This is a genomic window from Kluyvera genomosp. 3 (genome assembly GCF_011765685.1).
GTDB classification, from domain to species: Bacteria; Pseudomonadota; Gammaproteobacteria; order Enterobacterales; family Enterobacteriaceae; genus Kluyvera; species Kluyvera georgiana_A.
The window spans coordinates 2,297,518-2,315,606 of sequence record NZ_CP050321.1 but is presented as its reverse complement, the minus strand read 5'-3'; the positions used below and the strand labels follow the sequence as shown (position 1 = coordinate 2,315,606).

Genomic DNA, 18,089 nt, shown 5'->3' with positions numbered 1-18,089 from the left:
CCGTCACCCAGGCATTAACTGAATGCCCGGGATCTCAGCAGAATGGTCATCACTTTTTCAGCTCGGCCAGACTCAGCCAGGTCTGCACGACGGTATCCGGGTTCAGCGACAGGCTATCGATTCCTTCATCCATCAGCCAGGCAGCAAAGTCTTCGTGATCGGACGGCCCCTGGCCGCAGATACCGACATACTTGCCCTGCTTCTTCGCTGCGCGAATCGCCATCGACAGCAGCGCTTTCACCGCCTCATTACGCTCATCGAACAGCGCGGAAACGACGCCAGAGTCTCGATCCAGGCCCAGCGCCAGCTGCGTCATATCGTTTGAGCCAATGGAGAAGCCGTCAAAGTGTTCAAGGAACTGCTCCGCCAGCAGGGCGTTGGACGGAATCTCACACATCATGATGATCTTCAGCCCGTTTTCACCGCGCTTGAGGCCCTGACGCGCCAGTTCATCCACCACCGCTTTCGCCTGATCCACGGTACGTACGAACGGTACCATGATTTCGACGTTGGTCAGCCCCATGTCGTTACGCACGCGTTTCACCGCTTCACACTCGAGGGCAAAGCAGTCACGGAAGCTGTCAGACACATAGCGACCAGCACCGCGGAAGCCGAGCATCGGGTTCTCTTCTTCCGGTTCATAACGTTCGCCGCCGACCAGATTGGCGTATTCGTTCGACTTAAAGTCAGACAGACGCACAATCACGCGTTTCGGATAGAACGCCGCGCCCAGCGTGGCGATCCCTTCCGTCAGACGGCCAACGTAGAACTCTTTCGGCGAATCGAACCCTTTCATCATTTCGCGGATTTCGTTTTGCAGTTTTGGTTCCTGGTCGTCGAATTCGAGCAGTGCACGTGGGTGCACGCCGATCATACGGTTGATGATGAACTCCAGACGCGCCAGACCCACGCCTTCGTTTGGCAAGCAGGCGAAGTCAAACGCGCGGTCCGGGTTGCCGACGTTCATCATGATCTTCAGCGGCAGATCCGGCATGGTATCCACGCTGGAGCTTTTCACGCTGAAGTCCAGCAGGTCGGCGTAAACGTAGCCGGTGTCGCCTTCGGCACAGGAAACGGTGACCTTTTCGTCATCCTTCATGCGCTCGGTGGCATCGCCACAGCCCACCACCGCCGGGATCCCCAGCTCACGGGCAATAATCGCCGCGTGGCAGGTACGTCCGCCGCGGTTGGTGACAATCGCCGCCGCTTTTTTCATGATCGGTTCCCAATCCGGGTCGGTCATGTCGGTGACCAGAACATCGCCCGGCTGGATGCGATTCATTTCGCTGATGTCATGAATGACTTTAACCGGGCCCGCGCCAATACGGTGACCGATGGCGCGGCCTTCCGCCACGATACGCCCTTGCGAGTGCAGCGTATAACGTTCCATCACCTGCCCGCGCGAACGTACCGTCTCAGGACGCGCCTGAACGATAAACAGCTTGCCGGTATGACCGTCTTTTGCCCACTCGATGTCCATCGGACGACCGTAGTGTTTTTCAATTTGTACTGCCTGCTTCGCCAACTCCTGCACTTCGTCGTTAGTCAGCGAGAAAATATCGCTTTGCTGCTGCGGCACGTCTTCAATGCGCACTTGTTTGCCATGCTCCTGGGTCGGCGCATAGACCATACGAATTTTCTTCGAGCCCATGGTACGGCGAACAATCGCCGGGCGACCGGCGGCGAGGGTCGGTTTGTGAACGTAGAACTCATCCGGGTTCACCGCGCCCTGCACCACCATTTCCCCCAGGCCCCACGCGGAGGTGATAAACACCACCTCGTCAAAGCCGGATTCGGTATCGATGGAGAACATGACGCCAGAGGAAGCGAGGTCGGAACGCACCATCAGCTGTACGCCCGCGGAGAGCGCGACGCCGCGATGGTCATAGCCCTGATGCACGCGGTAAGAAATAGCGCGGTCGTTGAACAGTGAAGCGAACACGTGCTTCACCGCCACCAGCACCGCGTCATAGCCCTGGACGTTAAGGAAGGTTTCCTGCTGACCGGCGAAGGAAGCGTCCGGCATATCTTCAGCTGTTGCGGAAGAACGCACGGCAAAGGAAGCATTGGCGTTATCAGCGGCCAGCTGGTTATACGCTTCGTGAATTGCCTGTTCCAGTTCGCTCTGGAAAGGAGTGTCGATGATCCACTGGCGGATCTGCGCGCCGGCTTTCGCCAGGGCGGTAACGTCGTCAATATCGGTGTTATCCAACAGTTGATAAATCTGCTGGTTTACGCCGCTCTGGTCGAGAAACTGATTAAACGCATCGGCAGTGGTGGCAAATCCGTTGGGCACAGACACACCCATTCCGGACAGATTAGTAATCATTTCACCCAAGGAGGCATTTTTGCCTCCAACTCTGTCTACATCATTCATGCCGAGTTGGTTGTACCAAAGCACCAGCGGTGACGAGCCATTGTTGGACATCGAGACAATCCTTTTTTGATTTAAAGAAGCAGTGATAAGAAACGACTGACTACTTAAAATATCCTCGCATATTTAAACGGCCGAAAAAAACGGTGAATCGTGTAAGCAAATTATTTTTTTACTTTTTAGGATTGATTCCTGTTTATTCATAACCTACTGATTAGCCTGAAAAGGCACAAAAACATGCGGTCTATTGACCTCTTTTGGAAATTGAAACGACCATTTCATTAAAAATAAAAATACCGTTTCATTTTTAAATTTAAGACAAATACGTCTGGCTTGTGTTTAAATTTAATTTACCCTTTCAGGCAATTAACGGGAGTCAAGCAATATGGATAACGCAGTCGACAGGCAGGTATTTTATATTTCTGACGGAACCGCGATTACGGCGGAGGTGCTCGGCCACGCGGTCATGTCGCAGTTCCCGGTAGCGATAAACAGCATCACTCTGCCGTTTATCGAAAGTGAAAGTCGCGCGCGGGCGGTGAAGGAACAGATCGATGCTATCTACCAGCAAACGGGCGTACGGCCTCTTGTGTTCTATTCGATTGTGATCCCCGAAATTCGTGACATTATTCTGCAATGTGAAGGTTTTTGTCAGGATATTGTGCAGGCACTGGTCGCGCCGTTGCAGGAAGAGCTGAAGCTTGACCCAACGCCGATTGCTCACCGTACCCACGGCTTAACCCCCGGCAACCTGACCAAATACGATGCACGTATCGCCGCCATTGACTACACCCTGGCACACGACGACGGCATCTCGCTGCGTAATCTCGATCAGGCGCAGGTGATTTTGCTGGGTGTGTCGCGCTGCGGTAAAACGCCGACCAGCCTGTATCTGGCGATGCAGTTTGGTATTCGTGCAGCCAACTACCCCTTTATTGCCGATGATATGGACAATCTGGTGCTACCTGCCTCGCTCAAACCGCTGCAGCATAAGCTGTTCGGGCTGACAATCAATCCTGAGCGTCTGGCGGCTATTCGTGAAGAGCGGCGGGAAAACAGCCGCTATGCGTCAATGCGCCAGTGCCGAATGGAAGTGGCCGAGGTCGAGGCGCTTTACCGCCGTCATCAGATCCCATGGCTGAACAGTACCAACTACTCGGTTGAAGAAATTGCCACGAAAATCATGGATATAATGGGATTAAGTCGCAGAATGTACTAACACACTAGTACAATGCAGCAAATTTAGTTATCATAGCTTTGTGATTGAGAGCACATTACCTGCCACGCTTGAATTAAACCCAGATTGGTTTATCGTGATGTGCATCACTTCCCAGCATTTTGACTGGTGAAGCAACAAATTTCTGAGACTTCCATGAATAAGACCGATGAATTGCGTACCGCTCGAATTGAGAGCCTGATTACGCCTGCTGAACTTGCTCAGCGCCACCCTGTATCACCGGACGTTGCGGCCCACGTCACCGCCTCACGCCATCGTATTGAAAAAATCCTCAACGGTGAAGACCGTCGTCTGCTGGCGATAGTGGGCCCCTGCTCCATTCATGACCTCGATGCCGCGATGGATTATGCTCGTCGCCTTCAGGTGCTGCGTGAAAAGCATCAGGGCGAGCTGGAAATCGTCATGCGCACCTATTTCGAAAAGCCGCGCACCGTGGTGGGCTGGAAAGGATTAATCTCCGATCCCGACCTGAACGGCAGCTACCGCGTTAACCACGGTATTGAGCAGGCACGCAAGCTGCTGTTACAGGTCAACACGCTGGGTGTACCGACGGCGACCGAATTCCTCGATATGGTGACCGGTCAGTTTATCGCCGATTTAATCAGTTGGGGCGCCATTGGCGCCAGGACAACGGAAAGCCAGATCCACCGTGAAATGGCCTCTGCGCTCTCCTGCCCGGTAGGTTTTAAAAACGGCACCGACGGCAACACCCGCATTGCGGTTGACGCTATTCGCGCGGCGCGCGCCAGCCACATGTTCCTGTCGCCGGATAAAAACGGTCAGATGACTATCTATCAGACCAGCGGCAACCCGTATGGCCATATCATTATGCGTGGCGGCAAAAAACCGAACTACCATGCCGACGATATCGCCGCGGCCTGCGACACGCTGCATCAGTTTGATCTCCCCGAGCACCTGGTGGTTGACTTCAGTCACGGCAACTGCCAGAAGCAGCATCGCCGTCAGCTGGAAGTGTGTGACGATATTTGCCAACAGATCCGCAATGGTTCCTCGGCTATTGCCGGTATTATGGCGGAAAGTTTCCTGCGTGAAGGGACGCAAAAGATCGTCGCTGACCAGCCTCTGACCTACGGTCAGTCGATTACCGATCCGTGTCTGAGCTGGGAAGATACCGAACTGCTGCTGGAAAAGCTGGCAGCCGCAGTCGCCACTCGTCTCTAAGCCTCCCCCGCCCACCGTTCAGCGGTGGGCCATTGCCCCTACCCGATCTAGTGGTAAATAACGCTTGCGGTTACCCCGTCAAAAATCGATAATAATTCTCATTGTTATATTGATTTTCATTATAAATTTAGCAAATGGATAGCTGCGCAAAACAGGAAACCAAGAAGGATAATACCCCGCATCCTCTTCCTCAGGATCGGCGGATCGACAGCCAGACGCTGTTAGGCAACGAGGGTCGTTTAATCATTGAGCATGGAGAGCAGCAGTATCTGCTACGGCAAACTCAGGCAGGAAAGCTGATATTGACCAAGTAGCTGCGCCATCGTCATAGCGCAGCCTGAATACATTAATTAGCTTGAACAGCTGACTTCCAGTCTCTTACCCCAGTCAGGCGGACGTCGACTGTAGTCATCATCCCGATCGCGCCACGGATCGCGCAGCGCTTCATGCAGGCGATGGAGCTCCCGATAGTCGCCCTTCTCCGCTTGCTCAATCGCCCGTTGCGCCAACCAGTTTCGCAGGACCATTGCTGGGTTGGCGAGTTTCATGGCCTGCTGGCGCGTCGCATCATCCACTTGTTCCAGCTGTAAACGCGCGCGGTACTGAGTAAACCAGCTGTCAAAGGCTGAGCGGTCAATAAACTCATCACGCAGCGGCGACGCGGCGCTGTGCTGCTCCGTTTCACTGAGCAAGCGGAAGGTACGCGTATAGTCACTCCCTTCTCTTTCCATCAACGCGTACAAGCCGTTAAGCAGATCGTTATCGCCTGTTCTTTCGCTGAACAGCCCGAGTTTTTGGCGCATTCGCTGCCCGTATTCCCGGAACAGCACCGCCTGATAGCCTTCCAGCGCGGCGTTAAGCGTATCCACGTCAATCAACGGTGACACCGCCTGCGCCAGACGCTGAAGGTTCCACAGACCGACTGCAGGCTGATTATCGAAGCGATAGCGGCCCTGATGATCCGAGTGGTTACAGATAAACGCGGGTTGATAGTCATCGAGGAAACCAAACGGACCGTAGTCAAGCGTCAGCCCCAGTATCGACATGTTGTCGGTATTCATCACGCCATGTGCGAAACCCACCGTTTGCCAGCGGGCAATCATCTGCGCCGTACGCGCCACGACGTCCTGGAACCACAGCGCATAACCATCGGCCTCATGCTGCAACTGCGGCCAGTAATGACGGATCGTAAAGTCCACCAGCCTACGTACGCTGTCGATATCGCGGCGGTAGTAGAAATGTTCGAAGTGGCCGAATCGGATGTGGCTTTCGGCAATGCGCATCAGCATCGCGCCAGATTCTACCGTTTCGCGGTAGACCGGCGTATCACTGGTCACTATCGCCAGCGCCCGGGTGCCCGGAATGCCAAGATAATGCATGGCTTCCGAGGCCAGACTCTCACGAATCGTCGAACGTAGTACCGCTCGCCCATCGCCCATTCGTGAATACGGCGTGAGTCCAGCGCCCTTAAGATGCCAGTCGACCGTTTTGCCGTTTTCTAACTGCTGTTCGCCCAGTAAGATACCGCGCCCGTCGCCCAGTTGCCCTGCCCAGGCGCCAAACTGATGACCACTGTATACCTGTGCTAACGGCGACATACCAGGCAGCAGCGTTTCGCCACCCCAGACGCCTGCGCCATGTTCAGGCGTGAAAAGTGATTCGGGAATCGCGAGCGCTTGCGCCAGCGGCGCGTTGTGCCAGATCACGCGGGCGTTATGCAGCGGCGTGGGCTGTAGCGCACTGTAAAATCCTGGCAGCTCATCGCGCCAGCGGGTGTTAAATGACAGGTTCATGGTTCCTCCTGCCCGTAGTGTATTGGGTTACTGTACGTTAAACACCCGGGTAAGTGCAGGGTTATTGTTGCACTAATGTTGTTAAGGAAGATTCTGCCACTACCGGCCACAGGTTGCCAAGCATCCCACTGAACCCGAAGGACGCTACGCGCTGACGCGTGTGCTCGTCATCCACACCGGAGATCATAATACCCTGACAGTAAGGCTGGATCTGCGTCACGATCGCACGCAGAAACGGTTCAAAAGACGCGGATTTTGACTGGCGCTGGACAAAGCTTCTATCCAGAACAATGCGAGTGAACAGCCCGGCGAATACCGCGCGGGTGGAGGCATCACCGGAACCAAAGTCACTGAGCACTAAAGGGAAGTGTTGACACAGGTGGGCCAAAGGATGATTTTCATCTACCTGATTGAGGCCAGGATAGCTTTCGCTAACGGCCAACTCCAGAAACGGAAAACGCTGCGCGCTGGCGACGAGCTCATCGTCGGCAAGCAGCGCCGTAACAAGCCCCGGTGGCGCAGTGATCCACGCTTTGAGGTTGTGCTGACGAAAGAACAACTGACAGTTATTCAACAGCGCCAGTTTTTCCTCAAATAAGGTTATTTCTTGTTGTGGAGTCAGCCGCGGCAGCACCAGACCAGTGGGAATGCGTATGTGATTATCAAGACCGCTAAATTGGCTGACGATTTTCAGGCCGACAAGACGCCCGTCGCTATTTCTGGCGGGCAGGAAAAACAATTGAGAACAATACGTATTATCCAGCGATACAATCATTGCGACTGCCCTTCACTAAAAGTCATGTCCGGGTTTCCGACGTCACAAAGCAAAAAACCTACGGTAATGAATGCTGCTGTTATTCCTTTCATCGGTTCCTTTTATTTTTGTGGTCCGTCACTGGATCGTAATGATTGTAATCGAAAGTAATGGATTAACACAATCAACCTTAAGTTCTATGATCTCACCTGACAAAATCGGCATATTGTCGGCTATTTATTTAAAATGTTGTCGTCTATAAAAAGAAAAGGAGGCATTTCGCCTCCTTTTCTTTTTGATTAAATTCGCCTGGCCTGCCAGAAGTTTTTTCGCCAGTAGACATTATCGAGCGATGACCTCGTGACGCCCTGGCTGGTGGAGGCATGAATAAACTGGTTGTCGGTATCGTAAATACCCACGTGCAACCCGCTCTCGCCTGCGCCAGTCTTAAAGAACACCAGGTCGCCGGGCAGCAGTTCATCTTTATCTATTTCGGTGCCGATCTTCGCCTGTTGGCGTGTTTCCCGCGGAAGCTGCATTTCGAATTTATCGCGGAAAGTCATCAGCACAAAAGCGGAACAGTCCACGCCGCGGCGGTTCATCCCACCATAGCGATAAGGCGTACCGTGCCAGTTTTGCAACTGATCGTTTAAGCTTGCGATAACGGTAATAGAATCCGAAAGCCGGGGATTGGGCGGCGGCGCGCGATGGCTACTACACCCTGCTAAAACGAAAGCCACGAGAAAAAGAGTCCAGAAACGCATACCCAGCGAATCCTCATTTTTTTATTCAGCCAGTAAATTATATCTATTGCGGTTTGGCTGGCAAGCAATCACCGCCATTTCAAGCGGAGTTGGATTAATTTTCGCCGGCATCGTCATAAATGAGCATTTGGTGCCCAGCAATATCCAGTCGCTGAAAGCGCATATTATACGCGGCAGATAAATGCGCGGGCTGCATAACGTTCTCGGTCTCACCGCTGGCGATCAAACGCCCCTGACATAATAGCCAGACACGTCCGGCATGGCGTAATGTATAGTTCAGGTCATGGCTGCTCATCACGATAGCGACGCCAGCCCCCCTTAGTTCAGCCAACAACCTATCCAGCGCCGCCTGCTGAGCGACATCAAGACTGTTCATCGGCTCATCCAGTAGCAGAAGCTGACCATCTGAATTATCGTCAGGATGAATTTGCAGGATGACGGCCGCCAACCGAACTCGCTGCCATTCGCCGCCGGAGAGCTGGCTGACGTTACGTCCGAGCTTATTACTCAGATCCAACATCTCAGTCACGTGAACGGCGAGCGCCGATTGCCGCTCGCCTTGTTGATGCAACATCAGAAATTGCCAGACAGGCATGGCGAAGGGCGGCGTCTGGTGCTGAGAAAGATACGCGCGATGGCGCGCCAACGCCTGCGCTGGCCATTCATCCAGCGGCTGCGCATTCAACGTGATGGTACCCTTCCCGCTACTCAGACCGGCCATTCTGGCCAGCAGCGTACTCTTGCCAGCCCCGTTTGGCCCAACAAGATGAATGATCTCACCGGGCTCCACCCTGGCACTGAACGCATGAAGGCGGCTGCCTTCAGCGACATGCTGAAGCTGCATCAGCGGCATCATGGCTGAGCGAGAGCCTGCTTGATCGCCGAAGTCAGGATCGGATCATCCGGCGTCATATCCGGAGAGAAACGGTTAATGATTTGACCATCACGACCAATCAGGAACTTCTCGAAATTCCACAGAATATCGCCCGGATGCGCAGGAGCGCGTCCTTTGCTGGCCATACGTTCATAAAAGCCGCTGCCTTCCGGCGCTACGGCTTTCGGCGCAAGACGGGTCAACAGGCTATACAGCGGATGACGCGTGTCACCGTTCACGTCGATTTTGCTAAACAGCGGGAACGTTACGCCGTAAGTCGTACTGCAAAACGTTTTAATCTCTTCTTCGCTACCCGGCTCCTGGCCCAGGAACTGGTTACACGGGAAACCGAGCACCGTAAAGCCTTCGTGCTGTAAAGACGTCTGTAGCGCTTCTAGCTGCTCGTACTGCGGTGTAAGGCCACATTTAGAGGCAACGTTAACAATCAGCAGTACCTTGCCTTTGTAGCCTTCCAGGGTTGTTTTCTCGCCGTCGATAGTCGTGACTGGGGTGTTCAGTATGGTGGTTTGCATAGCATCCTCTTTTCAGCGTGTTTGGGTCTTATCGCCCGGTCTTTAATAATAGCCAGATACGCTGGCACGACACCAAAGCTTTTTAATCAGGACGTTGCGTTAGTCGCGTCCTGACTTGAGCAACAACCAGATAAACACCGGTGCCCCCAGCGTCGCGGTCACTACGCCAATCGGCAACTCAGCGGCCGACAGCGCCAGTCGCGCGATAATATCAGCAAACAGCAGCGTGCTCGCCCCCGCCAGCGCGCTGGCCGGTAGCAACACGCGATGGTCAGTCAGGCCGCACAGGCGCAGCATATGCGGCACCACCAGTCCAATAAAACCGATTGCACCCGCCAGCGCCACGCTGACACCCACCAGCCAGCCGGTAGCCATCACCAGCAGCTTACGCCAGAAGGCGATGGGTACGCCCAGTTGGCGAGCAGAGGTTTCTCCCAGCGCCAGCAGATTTAACGGCTGAGCTTGCAGACAAACCCAGACAATCACCGGCAGCAGCACCACCATCAACCCTGTCTGCTGCCAGTCCACGCCGCCAAAGCCGCCCATCATCCAGTACATCAGTTGGCGAAGGTCGAACGACGTCGAAAAATAGACCGCCCACGTCATCAACGCGCTACAGATAATGCCCAGCGCCACGCCCGCCAGCAGCAGGCGGCTGGTGGAGAGATGGCGTCGTGCAAAGCGCATTAGTATTCCAGTTATCACCAATGCGCCCGCAATGGCTGCCAGCCCTGGCGCCCAGCCCGGAAGATGACCCTGGCCCAGCATAATTGCCGCAATAAGTCCGACGCCCGCACCGTTAGAGACGCCAAGCAATCCCGGTTCGGCAAGCGGATTTTCAAACAACGCCTGCATCACCGCCCCCGACAAGGCCAGCGCCGCGCCGACCAACAGCACCGCAACGGTACGCGGCAGGCGAATCTGCCAGATAAACAACTGACCTTTGGCCGTGAGCCATTCGCCGGGAGGGATCCACTGGTCGCCAGCGCACAGGCTGATGGTCAGCATCGCCAATAGGGCCAGAGACAATCCGGTAAGCCAGCGACGATTACGCCGCTGCTGTTGATCTACATAAACCTGCATAGTTATCCGTCGCCCGTGGAGAAGCGTTTGATTTTACGGTGACAACGCCGCCCAGAAAAGAAAAAGGCCGCATCAGCGGCCTTTTTAGTTAGATCAGAATTACTCTTCTTTGGGTGTTGCGTTTTCGACCCGGCTTTTTAACTTCTGTCCTGGTCTGAAGGTCACCACACGCCGGGCTGTAATGGGAATATCTTCACCCGTTTTTGGGTTACGTCCCGGGCGTTGATTTTTGTCACGCAGATCAAAGTTGCCAAAACCGGACAGTTTAACCTGCTCACCGTTTTCCAGAGCACGACGGATCTCTTCAAAAAACAGTTCCACCAGTTCTTTGGCATCCCGCTTGCTAAGCCCAAGCTTATCAAACAGATATTCTGACATTTCAGCTTTTGTAAGCGCCATAGGTTCAATCCCTCAATGATGCCTGGAATCGCTCTTTTAATGCCTCTACGCATTTGGCAACGGTAGCGGCAATCTCCTCTTCTTCGAGTGTACGGCTGGTATCTTGTAAAATCAGGCTGATAGCAAGGCTCTTATAGCCTTCCGCAACACCCTTACCACGGTACACGTCAAATAAGTTTACGCCAACTACCTGATTTACGCCAACTTTCTTACACTCGTTTAAAATATCCGCTGCCGGCACATTTTCAGCGACCACAACGGCGATGTCACGGCGGTTTGCCGGGAAGCGAGAAACGTCGCGCGCCTGAGGAACCACGCGGTCTGCGAGCTTGTTCCACTCCAGTTCAAACGCCAGTGTACGGCCGTTCAGATCCAGTTTACGCTCCAGTTCAGGGTGGATAACACCAATGAAACCAATGCGTTCACCGCGCAGATAAATCGCGGCAGACTGGCCCGGATGCAGTGCCGGGTTGGCTTCTGCCTTGAATTCAATTTCAGATAATTTACCGGTCAGATCGAGAACAGATTCCAGATCGCCCTTCAAATCATAGAAATCAACGGTCTCTTTTGCCAGATTCCAGTGCTCATCGTAGCGGTTGCCGCAGATGACCCCACCCAGCATCACATCCTGACGGATGCCCAGCGGTGCCTGAGTGTCCGGAACGAAGCGCAGACCAGTCTCGAAGATACGGACACGGTTCTGCTGGCGGTTCTGGTTGTACACCACCGTCGACAGCAGGCCGGTCAGCAGAGACAGACGCATGGCGGACATTTCGCTGGATATTGGGCTTGGCAGAATCAGCGCTTCTTCACCCGGGTGAACCAGCTGCTGAACCTTCGGATCCACGAAGCTGTAGGTGATCACTTCCTGATAGCCTTTATCGTTCAGCATGGTTTTCACACGCTTGAGCGACAGATTGGCTTCTTTATGACTGCCCATCACCAGACCGGCCTGTACCGGCTCGTTCGGGATGCTGTTATAGCCATAAACGCGCGCCACTTCTTCGACCAGGTCTTCTTCGATTTCCATGTCGAAACGCCAGCTTGGCGCAACCGCCTGCCATTCGTCGTTGCCGACAGTCACTTCACAGCCCAGACGAGTCAGGATATCGGTGACCTGATCATCAGCAATGTGATGACCAATCAGACGGTCCAGCTTGCTGCGGCGCAATGTGATGGTCGCACGCTTCGGCAACGTAGCTACGTTGGTGACATCGATGATCGGGCCTGCTTCGCCGCCACAGAGTTCAATAAGCAGCGCGGTAGCACGTTCCATTGCTTTGTACTGAAGTACGGGATCCACACCGCGCTCGTAGCGGTGAGAAGCATCGGTATGCAGGCCATGACGGCGCGCACGGCCGGTGATGGACAGCGGGCTGAAGAAAGCAGATTCCAGCAGCACGTTCTGGGTTTCGTCATTCACGCCAGAGTGCTCACCGCCAAAGATACCGGCCATCGCCAGCGCTTTGTGATGGTCGGCAATCACCAGGGTGTCTGCACTGAGTTTGGCTTCAGAACCGTCCAGCAGGACCAGGGTTTCGCCCTCTTTCGCCATCCGCACTTTGATGCCGCCTTCGATGCGATCTTTATCGAACGCATGCATTGGCTGACCCAGTTCCAGCAGGACATAGTTAGTCACATCAACGACCGCATCAATGGAGCGAATACCGCAGCGACGCAGTTTCTCTTTCATCCACAGCGGCGTTGGCGCTTTGACGTTGATGCCCTTCACCACGCGGCCCAGATAGCGCGGGCAGGCGTCGGCGGCTTCAACTTCGATTGGCAGCACGTCCGCGATGGTCGCCGCCACTGGCGCGATTTCCGGCGCGTTCAGCGGCAGCTTGTTCAGTACCGCCACGTCGCGAGCCACGCCGATGATGCCTAAGCAATCGGCACGGTTTGGCGTGACGCTGATTTCGATAGTGTTATCGTCTAACTTCAGGTATTCACGGATATCGGTGCCCAGCGGCGCGTCGGCCGGCAGTTCGATAATGCCGCTATGGTCGTCGGAAATACCCAGCTCGGAGAAGGAGCACAGCATGCCTTCAGACGGTTCGCCACGCAGTTTTGCCGCTTTGATTTTGAAATCACCCGGCAGCACTGCACCGATGGTTGCCACGGCCACTTTCAGGCCCTGACGGCAGTTCGGCGCGCCACAGACGATATCCAGCAGACGTTCACCGCCTACGTTCACTTTCGTGACACGCAGTTTGTCGGCGTTCGGATGCTGACCACACTCAACGACTTCACCGACCACCACGCCGTTAAAGCTGCCAGCCACGGCTTCAACGCCGTCGACTTCCAGGCCCGCCATCGTGATTTGCCCCGACAGCGCTTCGCTGTCGATAGCCGGGTTAACCCATTCGCGTAACCACAGTTCACTGAATTTCATTATGTTGTCCTGCCCTTATTTAAACTGTTTGAGGAAACGCAGATCGTTTTCGAAGAACGCACGTAAATCGGTGACACCGTAACGCAGCATGGTCAGACGCTCCATGCCCATCCCGAAGGCGAAGCCGGAATACACTTCCGGATCGATGCCTACGTTGCGCAGAACGTTCGGGTGCACCATCCCGCAACCCAGCACTTCCAGCCATTTGCCGTTTTTACCCATCACGTCAACTTCAGCGGACGGTTCGGTGAACGGGAAGTAGGACGGGCGGAAACGAATTTGCAGGTCTTCCTCAAAGAAGTTGCGCAGGAAATCGTGCAACGTCCCTTTCAGGTTGGTAAAGCTGATGTTTTTATCAACAATCAGGCCTTCCATTTGATGGAACATTGGGGTGTGCGTCTGATCGTAATCGTTACGATACACGCGGCCCGGCGCGATGATCCGGATTGGCGGCTGCTGCTCCTTCATGGTACGAATCTGTACGCCAGAGGTCTGAGTGCGCAGAAGACGGGTAGCGTCAAACCAGAAAGTGTCGTGGTCAGCACGTGCCGGGTGGTGCGTCGGAATATTCAGCGCATCGAAGTTATGGTAGTCGTCTTCGATTTCCGGGCCCGTTGCAACGGTAAAGCCGAGCTCACCGAAGAAACTTTCAATACGGTCAATGGTGCGCGTTACCGGGTGTAAGCCCCCGTTTTCAATACGACGCCCCGGCAGGGAGATATCAATGGTCTCTGCGGCCAGACGAGCGTTCAGCGCAGCGTTTTCTAAATCGGCTTTTCGCGCGTTCAGTGCCTGCTGTACCTGCTCTTTTGCTTCGTTGATGACCGCACCTGCAGCCGGACGCTCTTCGGGCGGCAGGTCACGCAGTGTGGTCATCTGAAGGGTCAGATGCCCTTTCTTGCCCAGATATTCGACGCGGACATTGTCTAACGCGGCAACATCTGAAGCCTGGTTAATGGCTGCCTTGGCACTGGCAACCAGCTCTGCGAGATGTGACATGGTTTTCCTCATTATGTCGGTGCAGACACCGGTTTGGTGGACTTAATCTCGAATTCAGATACAAAAAAAGCCTCCATCTGGAGGCTTATTGGCGCTGATTTTTCGTTTCTTCTTTCACGCGCAAGCCTCCTGAGTTCAGGTGCTAAAGTAAAAGAAGAAGCGGAAAATAGCAGCATTCATGCTTGCGTTACCTTGTGTGGTAAGAGTCGTAACACCTTTATTGAAAGGGCTACGGAAATAAATGTCAACGTTTTGATGCTATTAAAACGAAAAGAGGGAGACTAGCTCCCTCTTTCAACTGGCTTATGCCAGTGCTGCTTTCGCTTTTTCGACCAGAGCGGTGAACGCTACTTTGTCGAATACTGCGATGTCAGCCAGGATCTTACGGTCGATTTCAACAGAGGCTTTTTTCAGGCCGTTGATGAATTTGCTGTAAGAAATACCGTTCTGACGTGCTGCCGCATTGATACGTGCAATCCACAGTTGACGGAACTGACGCTTACGCTGACGACGGTCACGGTAAGCGTACTGACCAGCCTTGATAACAGCCTGGAAGGCAACGCGGTATACGCGAGAACGCGCACCGTAGTAGCCTTTAGCTTGTTTCAGAATTTTTTTGTGACGTGCACGAGCAATTACACCACGTTTTACGCGAGCCATGTGAGCTCTCCTGTATCTATATTCTTAGTAAAAAATTTAACGTTAACGGCTTATGCGTACGGCAGGCACGCGATAACCAGACCCAGATCGCCTTTAGAAACAAGGCCTTTTGGACGCAGGTGACGTTTACGTTTAGTAGATTTTTTGGTCAGAATATGACGCAGGTTTGCGTGCTTACGCTTAAATCCACCACCACCGGTTTTTTTGAAGCGCTTAGCAGCACCGCGTACGGTCTTAATTTTTGGCATCTTAATAACTTCCACTTCGCATTGTTAATAAACGAAACGTAGGCGAACAACATCAGTGAAGCCCGAAGGCTTCACGAACGTTGTTACTTGAAGGCCTTACTGTTTCTTCTTAGGAGCGAGCACCATGATCATCTGGCGGCCTTCGATCTTCGTAGGGAAGGATTCGACTACTGCCAGTTCACTCAGATCGTCACGGACGCGATTAAGCACTTCCATACCGATCTGCTGGTGGGCCATCTCACGACCGCGGAAACGCAGTGTGATCTTGGCCTTATCGCCATCTTCGAGAAAGCGAACCAGGCTGCGGAGTTTTACCTGGTAATCGCCATCATCGGTCCCAGGACGGAATTTAATTTCCTTAACCTGGATAACTTTTTGCTTTTTCTTCTGTTCCTTAGAAGACTTACTCTTTTCATAAAGGAACTTGCCGTAGTCCATGATACGACAAACTGGCGGTTCGGCGTTAGGGCTGATTTCAACTAAATCTACTCCAGCTTCTTCAGCCTTTTCGATTGCTTCTCTCAGACTCACAATACCCAGCTGCTCACCTTCCAGACCAGTTAAGCGAACTTCCTGGGCGCGAATCTCGCCATTGATACGATTCGGACGTGCCGTTTGAACTCGTTTTCCGCCTTTAATACCTTATTCCTCCAGTTGTTGAAGACTGCGGCTGCGAATCTCTTGTTGCAGCTTCTCGATAACTTCATTTACGTCCAGGCTGCCCAAGTCTTTGCCACGACGGGTACGCACGGCAACTTTGCCGGCTTCAACCTCTTTGTCGCCACAGACCAACATGTAAGGGACACGACGTAAAGTGTGCTCGCGGATTTTAAAGCCAATCTTCTCATTTCTCAAGTCCGCTTTTACGCGAATGCCTGCATTTTGTAGTTTGCGGGTCAATTCGTTAACGTATTCAGACTGAGAATCGGTAATATTCATCACCACAACCTGCACCGGCGCAAGCCATGTTGGGAAGAAGCCAGCGAATTCTTCGGTCAGGATGCCAATGAAGCGCTCCAGAGACCCCAGAATTGCGCGGTGAATCATCACCGGTACCTGACGTTCGTTGTTTTCGCCAACATAAGAGGCGCTCAGACGAGCCGGCAGAGAGAAGTCTAACTGTACAGTACCGCACTGCCATGCACGATCGAGGCAGTCATACAGGGTAAATTCAATTTTCGGACCGTAGAATGCGCCTTCACCCAGCTGATATTCAAACGGGATGTTGTTTTCTTCCAGCGCAACTGCCAGATCCGCTTCTGCACGATCCCACATTTCATCGCTACCGATACGTTTTTCCGGACGCGTTGAAAGTTTGACCACGATTTTTTCGAAACCGAAAGTGCTGTACATATCATAGACTAAACGAATGCACGCGTTCACTTCGTCACGCACCTGCTCTTCCGTACAGAAGATATGGGCGTCATCCTGAGTGAAGCCGCGCACGCGCATTAAGCCATGCAGCGCACCTGACGGTTCATTACGGTGGCAGCTACCGAACTCCGCCATACGCAGCGGCAGATCGCGGTAAGATTTCAGACCCTGATTGAAGATCTGAACGTGCCCCGGGCAGTTCATCGGCTTGATGCAGTACTCACGGTTCTCAGAAGAGGTGGTGAACATCGCATCTTTGTAGTTGTCCCAGTGGCCGGTTTTTTCCCACAGCACACGGTCCATCATGAACGGGCCCTTCACTTCCTGGTACTGGTACTCTTTCAGCTTGGAGCGCACGAAAGTTTCCAGCTCGCGGAAGATAGTCCAGCCGTCGTTATGCCAGAAGACCATACCCGGCGCTTCTTCCTGCATATGATACAGGTCGAGCTGCTTACCGATTTTACGGTGATCGCGCTTCGCCGCTTCTTCCAGACGCTGGAGGTAGGCATTGAGGGCTTTTTTGTCCGTCCACGCCGTACCGTAGATACGCTGCAGCATCTTGTTGTTGCTGTCGCCGCGCCAGTAAGCACCGGCGGTTTTCATCAGCTTGAAGTAGTGACAGAAACGCATATTCGGCACGTGCGGACCGCGGCACATGTCGACGTATTCTTCGTGATGATACAAACCGGGTTTGTCATCATGCGCAATATTTTCATCAAGGATGGAAACTTTATAAGTTTCGCCACGTTTCACGAAAGTCTCGCGGGCTTCATGCCAGCTCACTTTCTTCTTGATGACGTCATAGTTTTTCTCGGCGAGCTCATGCATACGTTTTTCGAGCGCGTCGATGTCTTCCTGGGTCAGCGTGTGGTCAAGATCAACGTCGTAATAGAAGCCGTTGTCGATAACCGGGCCAATCGCCATTTTAGTGTTTGGCCACAGCTGTTTAATGGCATGACCAAGCAAGTGAGCGCAGGAGTGACGAATGATTTCCAGGCCATCTTCATCTTTCGCAGTGATGAGAGACAGCGTTGCATCGTTTTCAATGATATCGGATGCATCAACCAGTTCACCGTTCACGCGCCCAGCGATGGTGGCTTTTGCCAGACCAGGGCCGATGTCCAGAGCGACATCCATCGGGCTTACGGCATGGTCATAATGGCGTTGGCTGCCATCAGGAAGAGTAATTACAGGCATTTCATGTCCTTATTTGCAGTGGTGCCCCACACGAAAGAGCACATACAAAACTATATGATTAAATTTATCAACACGTTATGGATTGATTTCCGCTTCACTCTGCAAAAAATGAGGAACCTGTACGGTGTACCGGGCTCCGCCTGGATCCGCTGTTGATAATACCGTGGGTTAGTTTACACATCATCAGGGCGTGATTAAAGCCGCAATTGCCCTACCCTGTGCGGGT

At 53.4% G+C, this 18,089-nt stretch carries 18 protein-coding genes and 1 other annotated feature; of the genes, 3 read left to right on the top strand and 15 right to left on the bottom strand.

Annotation, left to right across the window (positions count from 1 at the left end):
• Nucleotides 1–49: 49 nt before the first annotated feature.
• Nucleotides 50–2,428, bottom strand: a complete 2,379-nt coding sequence (gene ppsA, locus GY169_RS10810) for a phosphoenolpyruvate synthase (protein ID WP_167575727.1) — start codon at nucleotides 2,426–2,428, stop codon at nucleotides 50–52.
• Between the two features lie 331 nt (nucleotides 2,429–2,759).
• Here ppsA and GY169_RS10805 point away from each other — a divergent pair, with 331 nt between their 5' ends.
• From GY169_RS10805 to hemP, 3 genes are all read left to right on the top strand, one after another.
• The gene (locus tag GY169_RS10805; protein WP_035896136.1) at nucleotides 2,760–3,593 is read left to right on the top strand and encodes a pyruvate, water dikinase regulatory protein; all 834 of its coding nucleotides are present in this window, start codon (nucleotides 2,760–2,762) and stop codon (nucleotides 3,591–3,593) included.
• Nucleotides 3,594–3,746: 153 nt separating this feature from the next.
• On the top strand, nucleotides 3,747–4,793 hold the full coding sequence (aroH, locus tag GY169_RS10800) for a 3-deoxy-7-phosphoheptulonate synthase AroH (protein WP_163446502.1): 1,047 nt from the start codon (nucleotides 3,747–3,749) through the stop codon (nucleotides 4,791–4,793).
• A 134-nt stretch (nucleotides 4,794–4,927) separates the two neighbouring features.
• Nucleotides 4,928–5,107, top strand: coding sequence for a hemin uptake protein HemP (gene hemP / locus GY169_RS10795; protein WP_163446503.1), 180 nt, complete (start codon nucleotides 4,928–4,930; stop codon nucleotides 5,105–5,107).
• Nucleotides 5,108–5,143: 36 nt separating this feature from the next.
• Here the strand turns inward: hemP and selO are convergent, their stop codons facing one another.
• The 14 genes from selO to thrS form a co-directional block, all read right to left on the bottom strand.
• Entirely contained in the window at nucleotides 5,144–6,586 is a 1,443-nt protein-coding gene (selO, locus tag GY169_RS10790; protein ID WP_167575726.1) for a protein adenylyltransferase SelO, read from the bottom strand.
• A gap of 61 nt (nucleotides 6,587–6,647) precedes the next feature.
• Nucleotides 6,648–7,361 carry an EAL domain-containing protein gene (locus tag GY169_RS10785; RefSeq protein WP_163446505.1) on the bottom strand — a complete coding sequence of 238 codons (714 nt, stop codon included), beginning with the start codon at nucleotides 7,359–7,361 and terminating at the stop codon, nucleotides 6,648–6,650.
• A 278-nt stretch (nucleotides 7,362–7,639) separates the two neighbouring features.
• Nucleotides 7,640–8,104, bottom strand: a complete 465-nt coding sequence (locus GY169_RS10780; protein WP_163446506.1) for a C40 family peptidase — start codon at nucleotides 8,102–8,104, stop codon at nucleotides 7,640–7,642.
• A gap of 94 nt (nucleotides 8,105–8,198) precedes the next feature.
• Nucleotides 8,199–8,960 carry a vitamin B12 ABC transporter ATP-binding protein BtuD gene (btuD, locus tag GY169_RS10775; RefSeq protein ID WP_167575725.1) on the bottom strand — a complete coding sequence of 254 codons (762 nt, stop codon included), beginning with the start codon at nucleotides 8,958–8,960 and terminating at the stop codon, nucleotides 8,199–8,201.
• A complete protein-coding gene (locus GY169_RS10770; protein ID WP_167575724.1) occupies nucleotides 8,957–9,511 on the bottom strand; it encodes a glutathione peroxidase in 555 nt (184 codons plus the stop codon). The genes btuD and GY169_RS10770 overlap by 4 nt, the downstream gene beginning before the upstream one ends.
• 99 nt (nucleotides 9,512–9,610) lie before the next feature.
• Nucleotides 9,611–10,594: a vitamin B12 ABC transporter permease BtuC gene (btuC, locus tag GY169_RS10765; protein ID WP_163446509.1), complete on the bottom strand. Its 984-nt coding sequence runs from the start codon at nucleotides 10,592–10,594 to the stop codon at nucleotides 9,611–9,613.
• A gap of 99 nt (nucleotides 10,595–10,693) precedes the next feature.
• Nucleotides 10,694–10,993 carry an integration host factor subunit alpha gene (ihfA, locus tag GY169_RS10760; RefSeq protein WP_003030571.1) on the bottom strand — a complete coding sequence of 100 codons (300 nt, stop codon included), beginning with the start codon at nucleotides 10,991–10,993 and terminating at the stop codon, nucleotides 10,694–10,696.
• Nucleotides 10,994–10,997: 4 nt separating this feature from the next.
• On the bottom strand, nucleotides 10,998–13,385 hold the full coding sequence (gene pheT, locus GY169_RS10755; protein WP_167575723.1) for a phenylalanine--tRNA ligase subunit beta: 2,388 nt from the start codon (nucleotides 13,383–13,385) through the stop codon (nucleotides 10,998–11,000).
• Nucleotides 13,386–13,400: 15 nt separating this feature from the next.
• On the bottom strand, nucleotides 13,401–14,384 hold the full coding sequence (pheS, locus tag GY169_RS10750; RefSeq protein WP_064545118.1) for a phenylalanine--tRNA ligase subunit alpha: 984 nt from the start codon (nucleotides 14,382–14,384) through the stop codon (nucleotides 13,401–13,403).
• Nucleotides 14,385–14,444: 60 nt separating this feature from the next.
• Nucleotides 14,445–14,569, bottom strand: a sequence feature (Phe leader region).
• Nucleotides 14,520–14,564, bottom strand: a complete 45-nt coding sequence (gene pheM / locus GY169_RS10745; protein ID WP_001386830.1) for a pheST operon leader peptide PheM — start codon at nucleotides 14,562–14,564, stop codon at nucleotides 14,520–14,522. It overlaps the preceding feature by 45 nt.
• 118 nt (nucleotides 14,570–14,687) lie before the next feature.
• On the bottom strand, nucleotides 14,688–15,044 hold the full coding sequence (gene rplT / locus GY169_RS10740) for a 50S ribosomal protein L20 (RefSeq protein ID WP_000124850.1): 357 nt from the start codon (nucleotides 15,042–15,044) through the stop codon (nucleotides 14,688–14,690).
• 50 nt (nucleotides 15,045–15,094) lie between these two features.
• Nucleotides 15,095–15,292 carry a 50S ribosomal protein L35 gene (gene rpmI, locus GY169_RS10735; protein WP_003030583.1) on the bottom strand — a complete coding sequence of 66 codons (198 nt, stop codon included), beginning with the start codon at nucleotides 15,290–15,292 and terminating at the stop codon, nucleotides 15,095–15,097.
• Nucleotides 15,293–15,388: 96 nt separating this feature from the next.
• Nucleotides 15,389–15,931 carry a translation initiation factor IF-3 gene (gene infC / locus GY169_RS10730; protein WP_071845866.1) on the bottom strand — a complete coding sequence of 181 codons (543 nt, stop codon included), beginning with the start codon at nucleotides 15,929–15,931 and terminating at the stop codon, nucleotides 15,389–15,391.
• A gap of 3 nt (nucleotides 15,932–15,934) precedes the next feature.
• Nucleotides 15,935–17,863, bottom strand: a complete 1,929-nt coding sequence (gene thrS, locus GY169_RS10725; RefSeq protein WP_064545116.1) for a threonine--tRNA ligase — start codon at nucleotides 17,861–17,863, stop codon at nucleotides 15,935–15,937.
• Between the last annotated feature and the right edge of the window lie 226 nt (nucleotides 17,864–18,089).

Coding starts and splice junctions, on each gene's coding strand:
- ppsA (WP_167575727.1), bottom strand. CDS start 2,428: ATGTCCAACAATGGCTCGTCACCGCTGGTGCTTTGGTACAACCAACTC.
- GY169_RS10805 (WP_035896136.1), top strand. CDS start 2,760: ATGGATAACGCAGTCGACAGGCAGGTATTTTATATTTCTGACGGAACC.
- aroH (WP_163446502.1), top strand. CDS start 3,747: ATGAATAAGACCGATGAATTGCGTACCGCTCGAATTGAGAGCCTGATT.
- hemP (WP_163446503.1), top strand. CDS start 4,928: ATGGATAGCTGCGCAAAACAGGAAACCAAGAAGGATAATACCCCGCAT.
- selO (WP_167575726.1), bottom strand. CDS start 6,586: ATGAACCTGTCATTTAACACCCGCTGGCGCGATGAGCTGCCAGGATTT.
- GY169_RS10785 (WP_163446505.1), bottom strand. CDS start 7,361: ATGATTGTATCGCTGGATAATACGTATTGTTCTCAATTGTTTTTCCTG.
- GY169_RS10780 (WP_163446506.1), bottom strand. CDS start 8,104: ATGCGTTTCTGGACTCTTTTTCTCGTGGCTTTCGTTTTAGCAGGGTGT.
- btuD (WP_167575725.1), bottom strand. CDS start 8,960: ATGATGCCGCTGATGCAGCTTCAGCATGTCGCTGAAGGCAGCCGCCTT.
- GY169_RS10770 (WP_167575724.1), bottom strand. CDS start 9,511: ATGCAAACCACCATACTGAACACCCCAGTCACGACTATCGACGGCGAG.
- btuC (WP_163446509.1), bottom strand. CDS start 10,594: ATGCAGGTTTATGTAGATCAACAGCAGCGGCGTAATCGTCGCTGGCTT.
- ihfA (WP_003030571.1), bottom strand. CDS start 10,993: ATGGCGCTTACAAAAGCTGAAATGTCAGAATATCTGTTTGATAAGCTT.
- pheT (WP_167575723.1), bottom strand. CDS start 13,385: ATGAAATTCAGTGAACTGTGGTTACGCGAATGGGTTAACCCGGCTATC.
- pheS (WP_064545118.1), bottom strand. CDS start 14,384: ATGTCACATCTCGCAGAGCTGGTTGCCAGTGCCAAGGCAGCCATTAAC.
- rplT (WP_000124850.1), bottom strand. CDS start 15,044: ATGGCTCGCGTAAAACGTGGTGTAATTGCTCGTGCACGTCACAAAAAA.
- rpmI (WP_003030583.1), bottom strand. CDS start 15,292: ATGCCAAAAATTAAGACCGTACGCGGTGCTGCTAAGCGCTTCAAAAAA.
- thrS (WP_064545116.1), bottom strand. CDS start 17,863: ATGCCTGTAATTACTCTTCCTGATGGCAGCCAACGCCATTATGACCAT.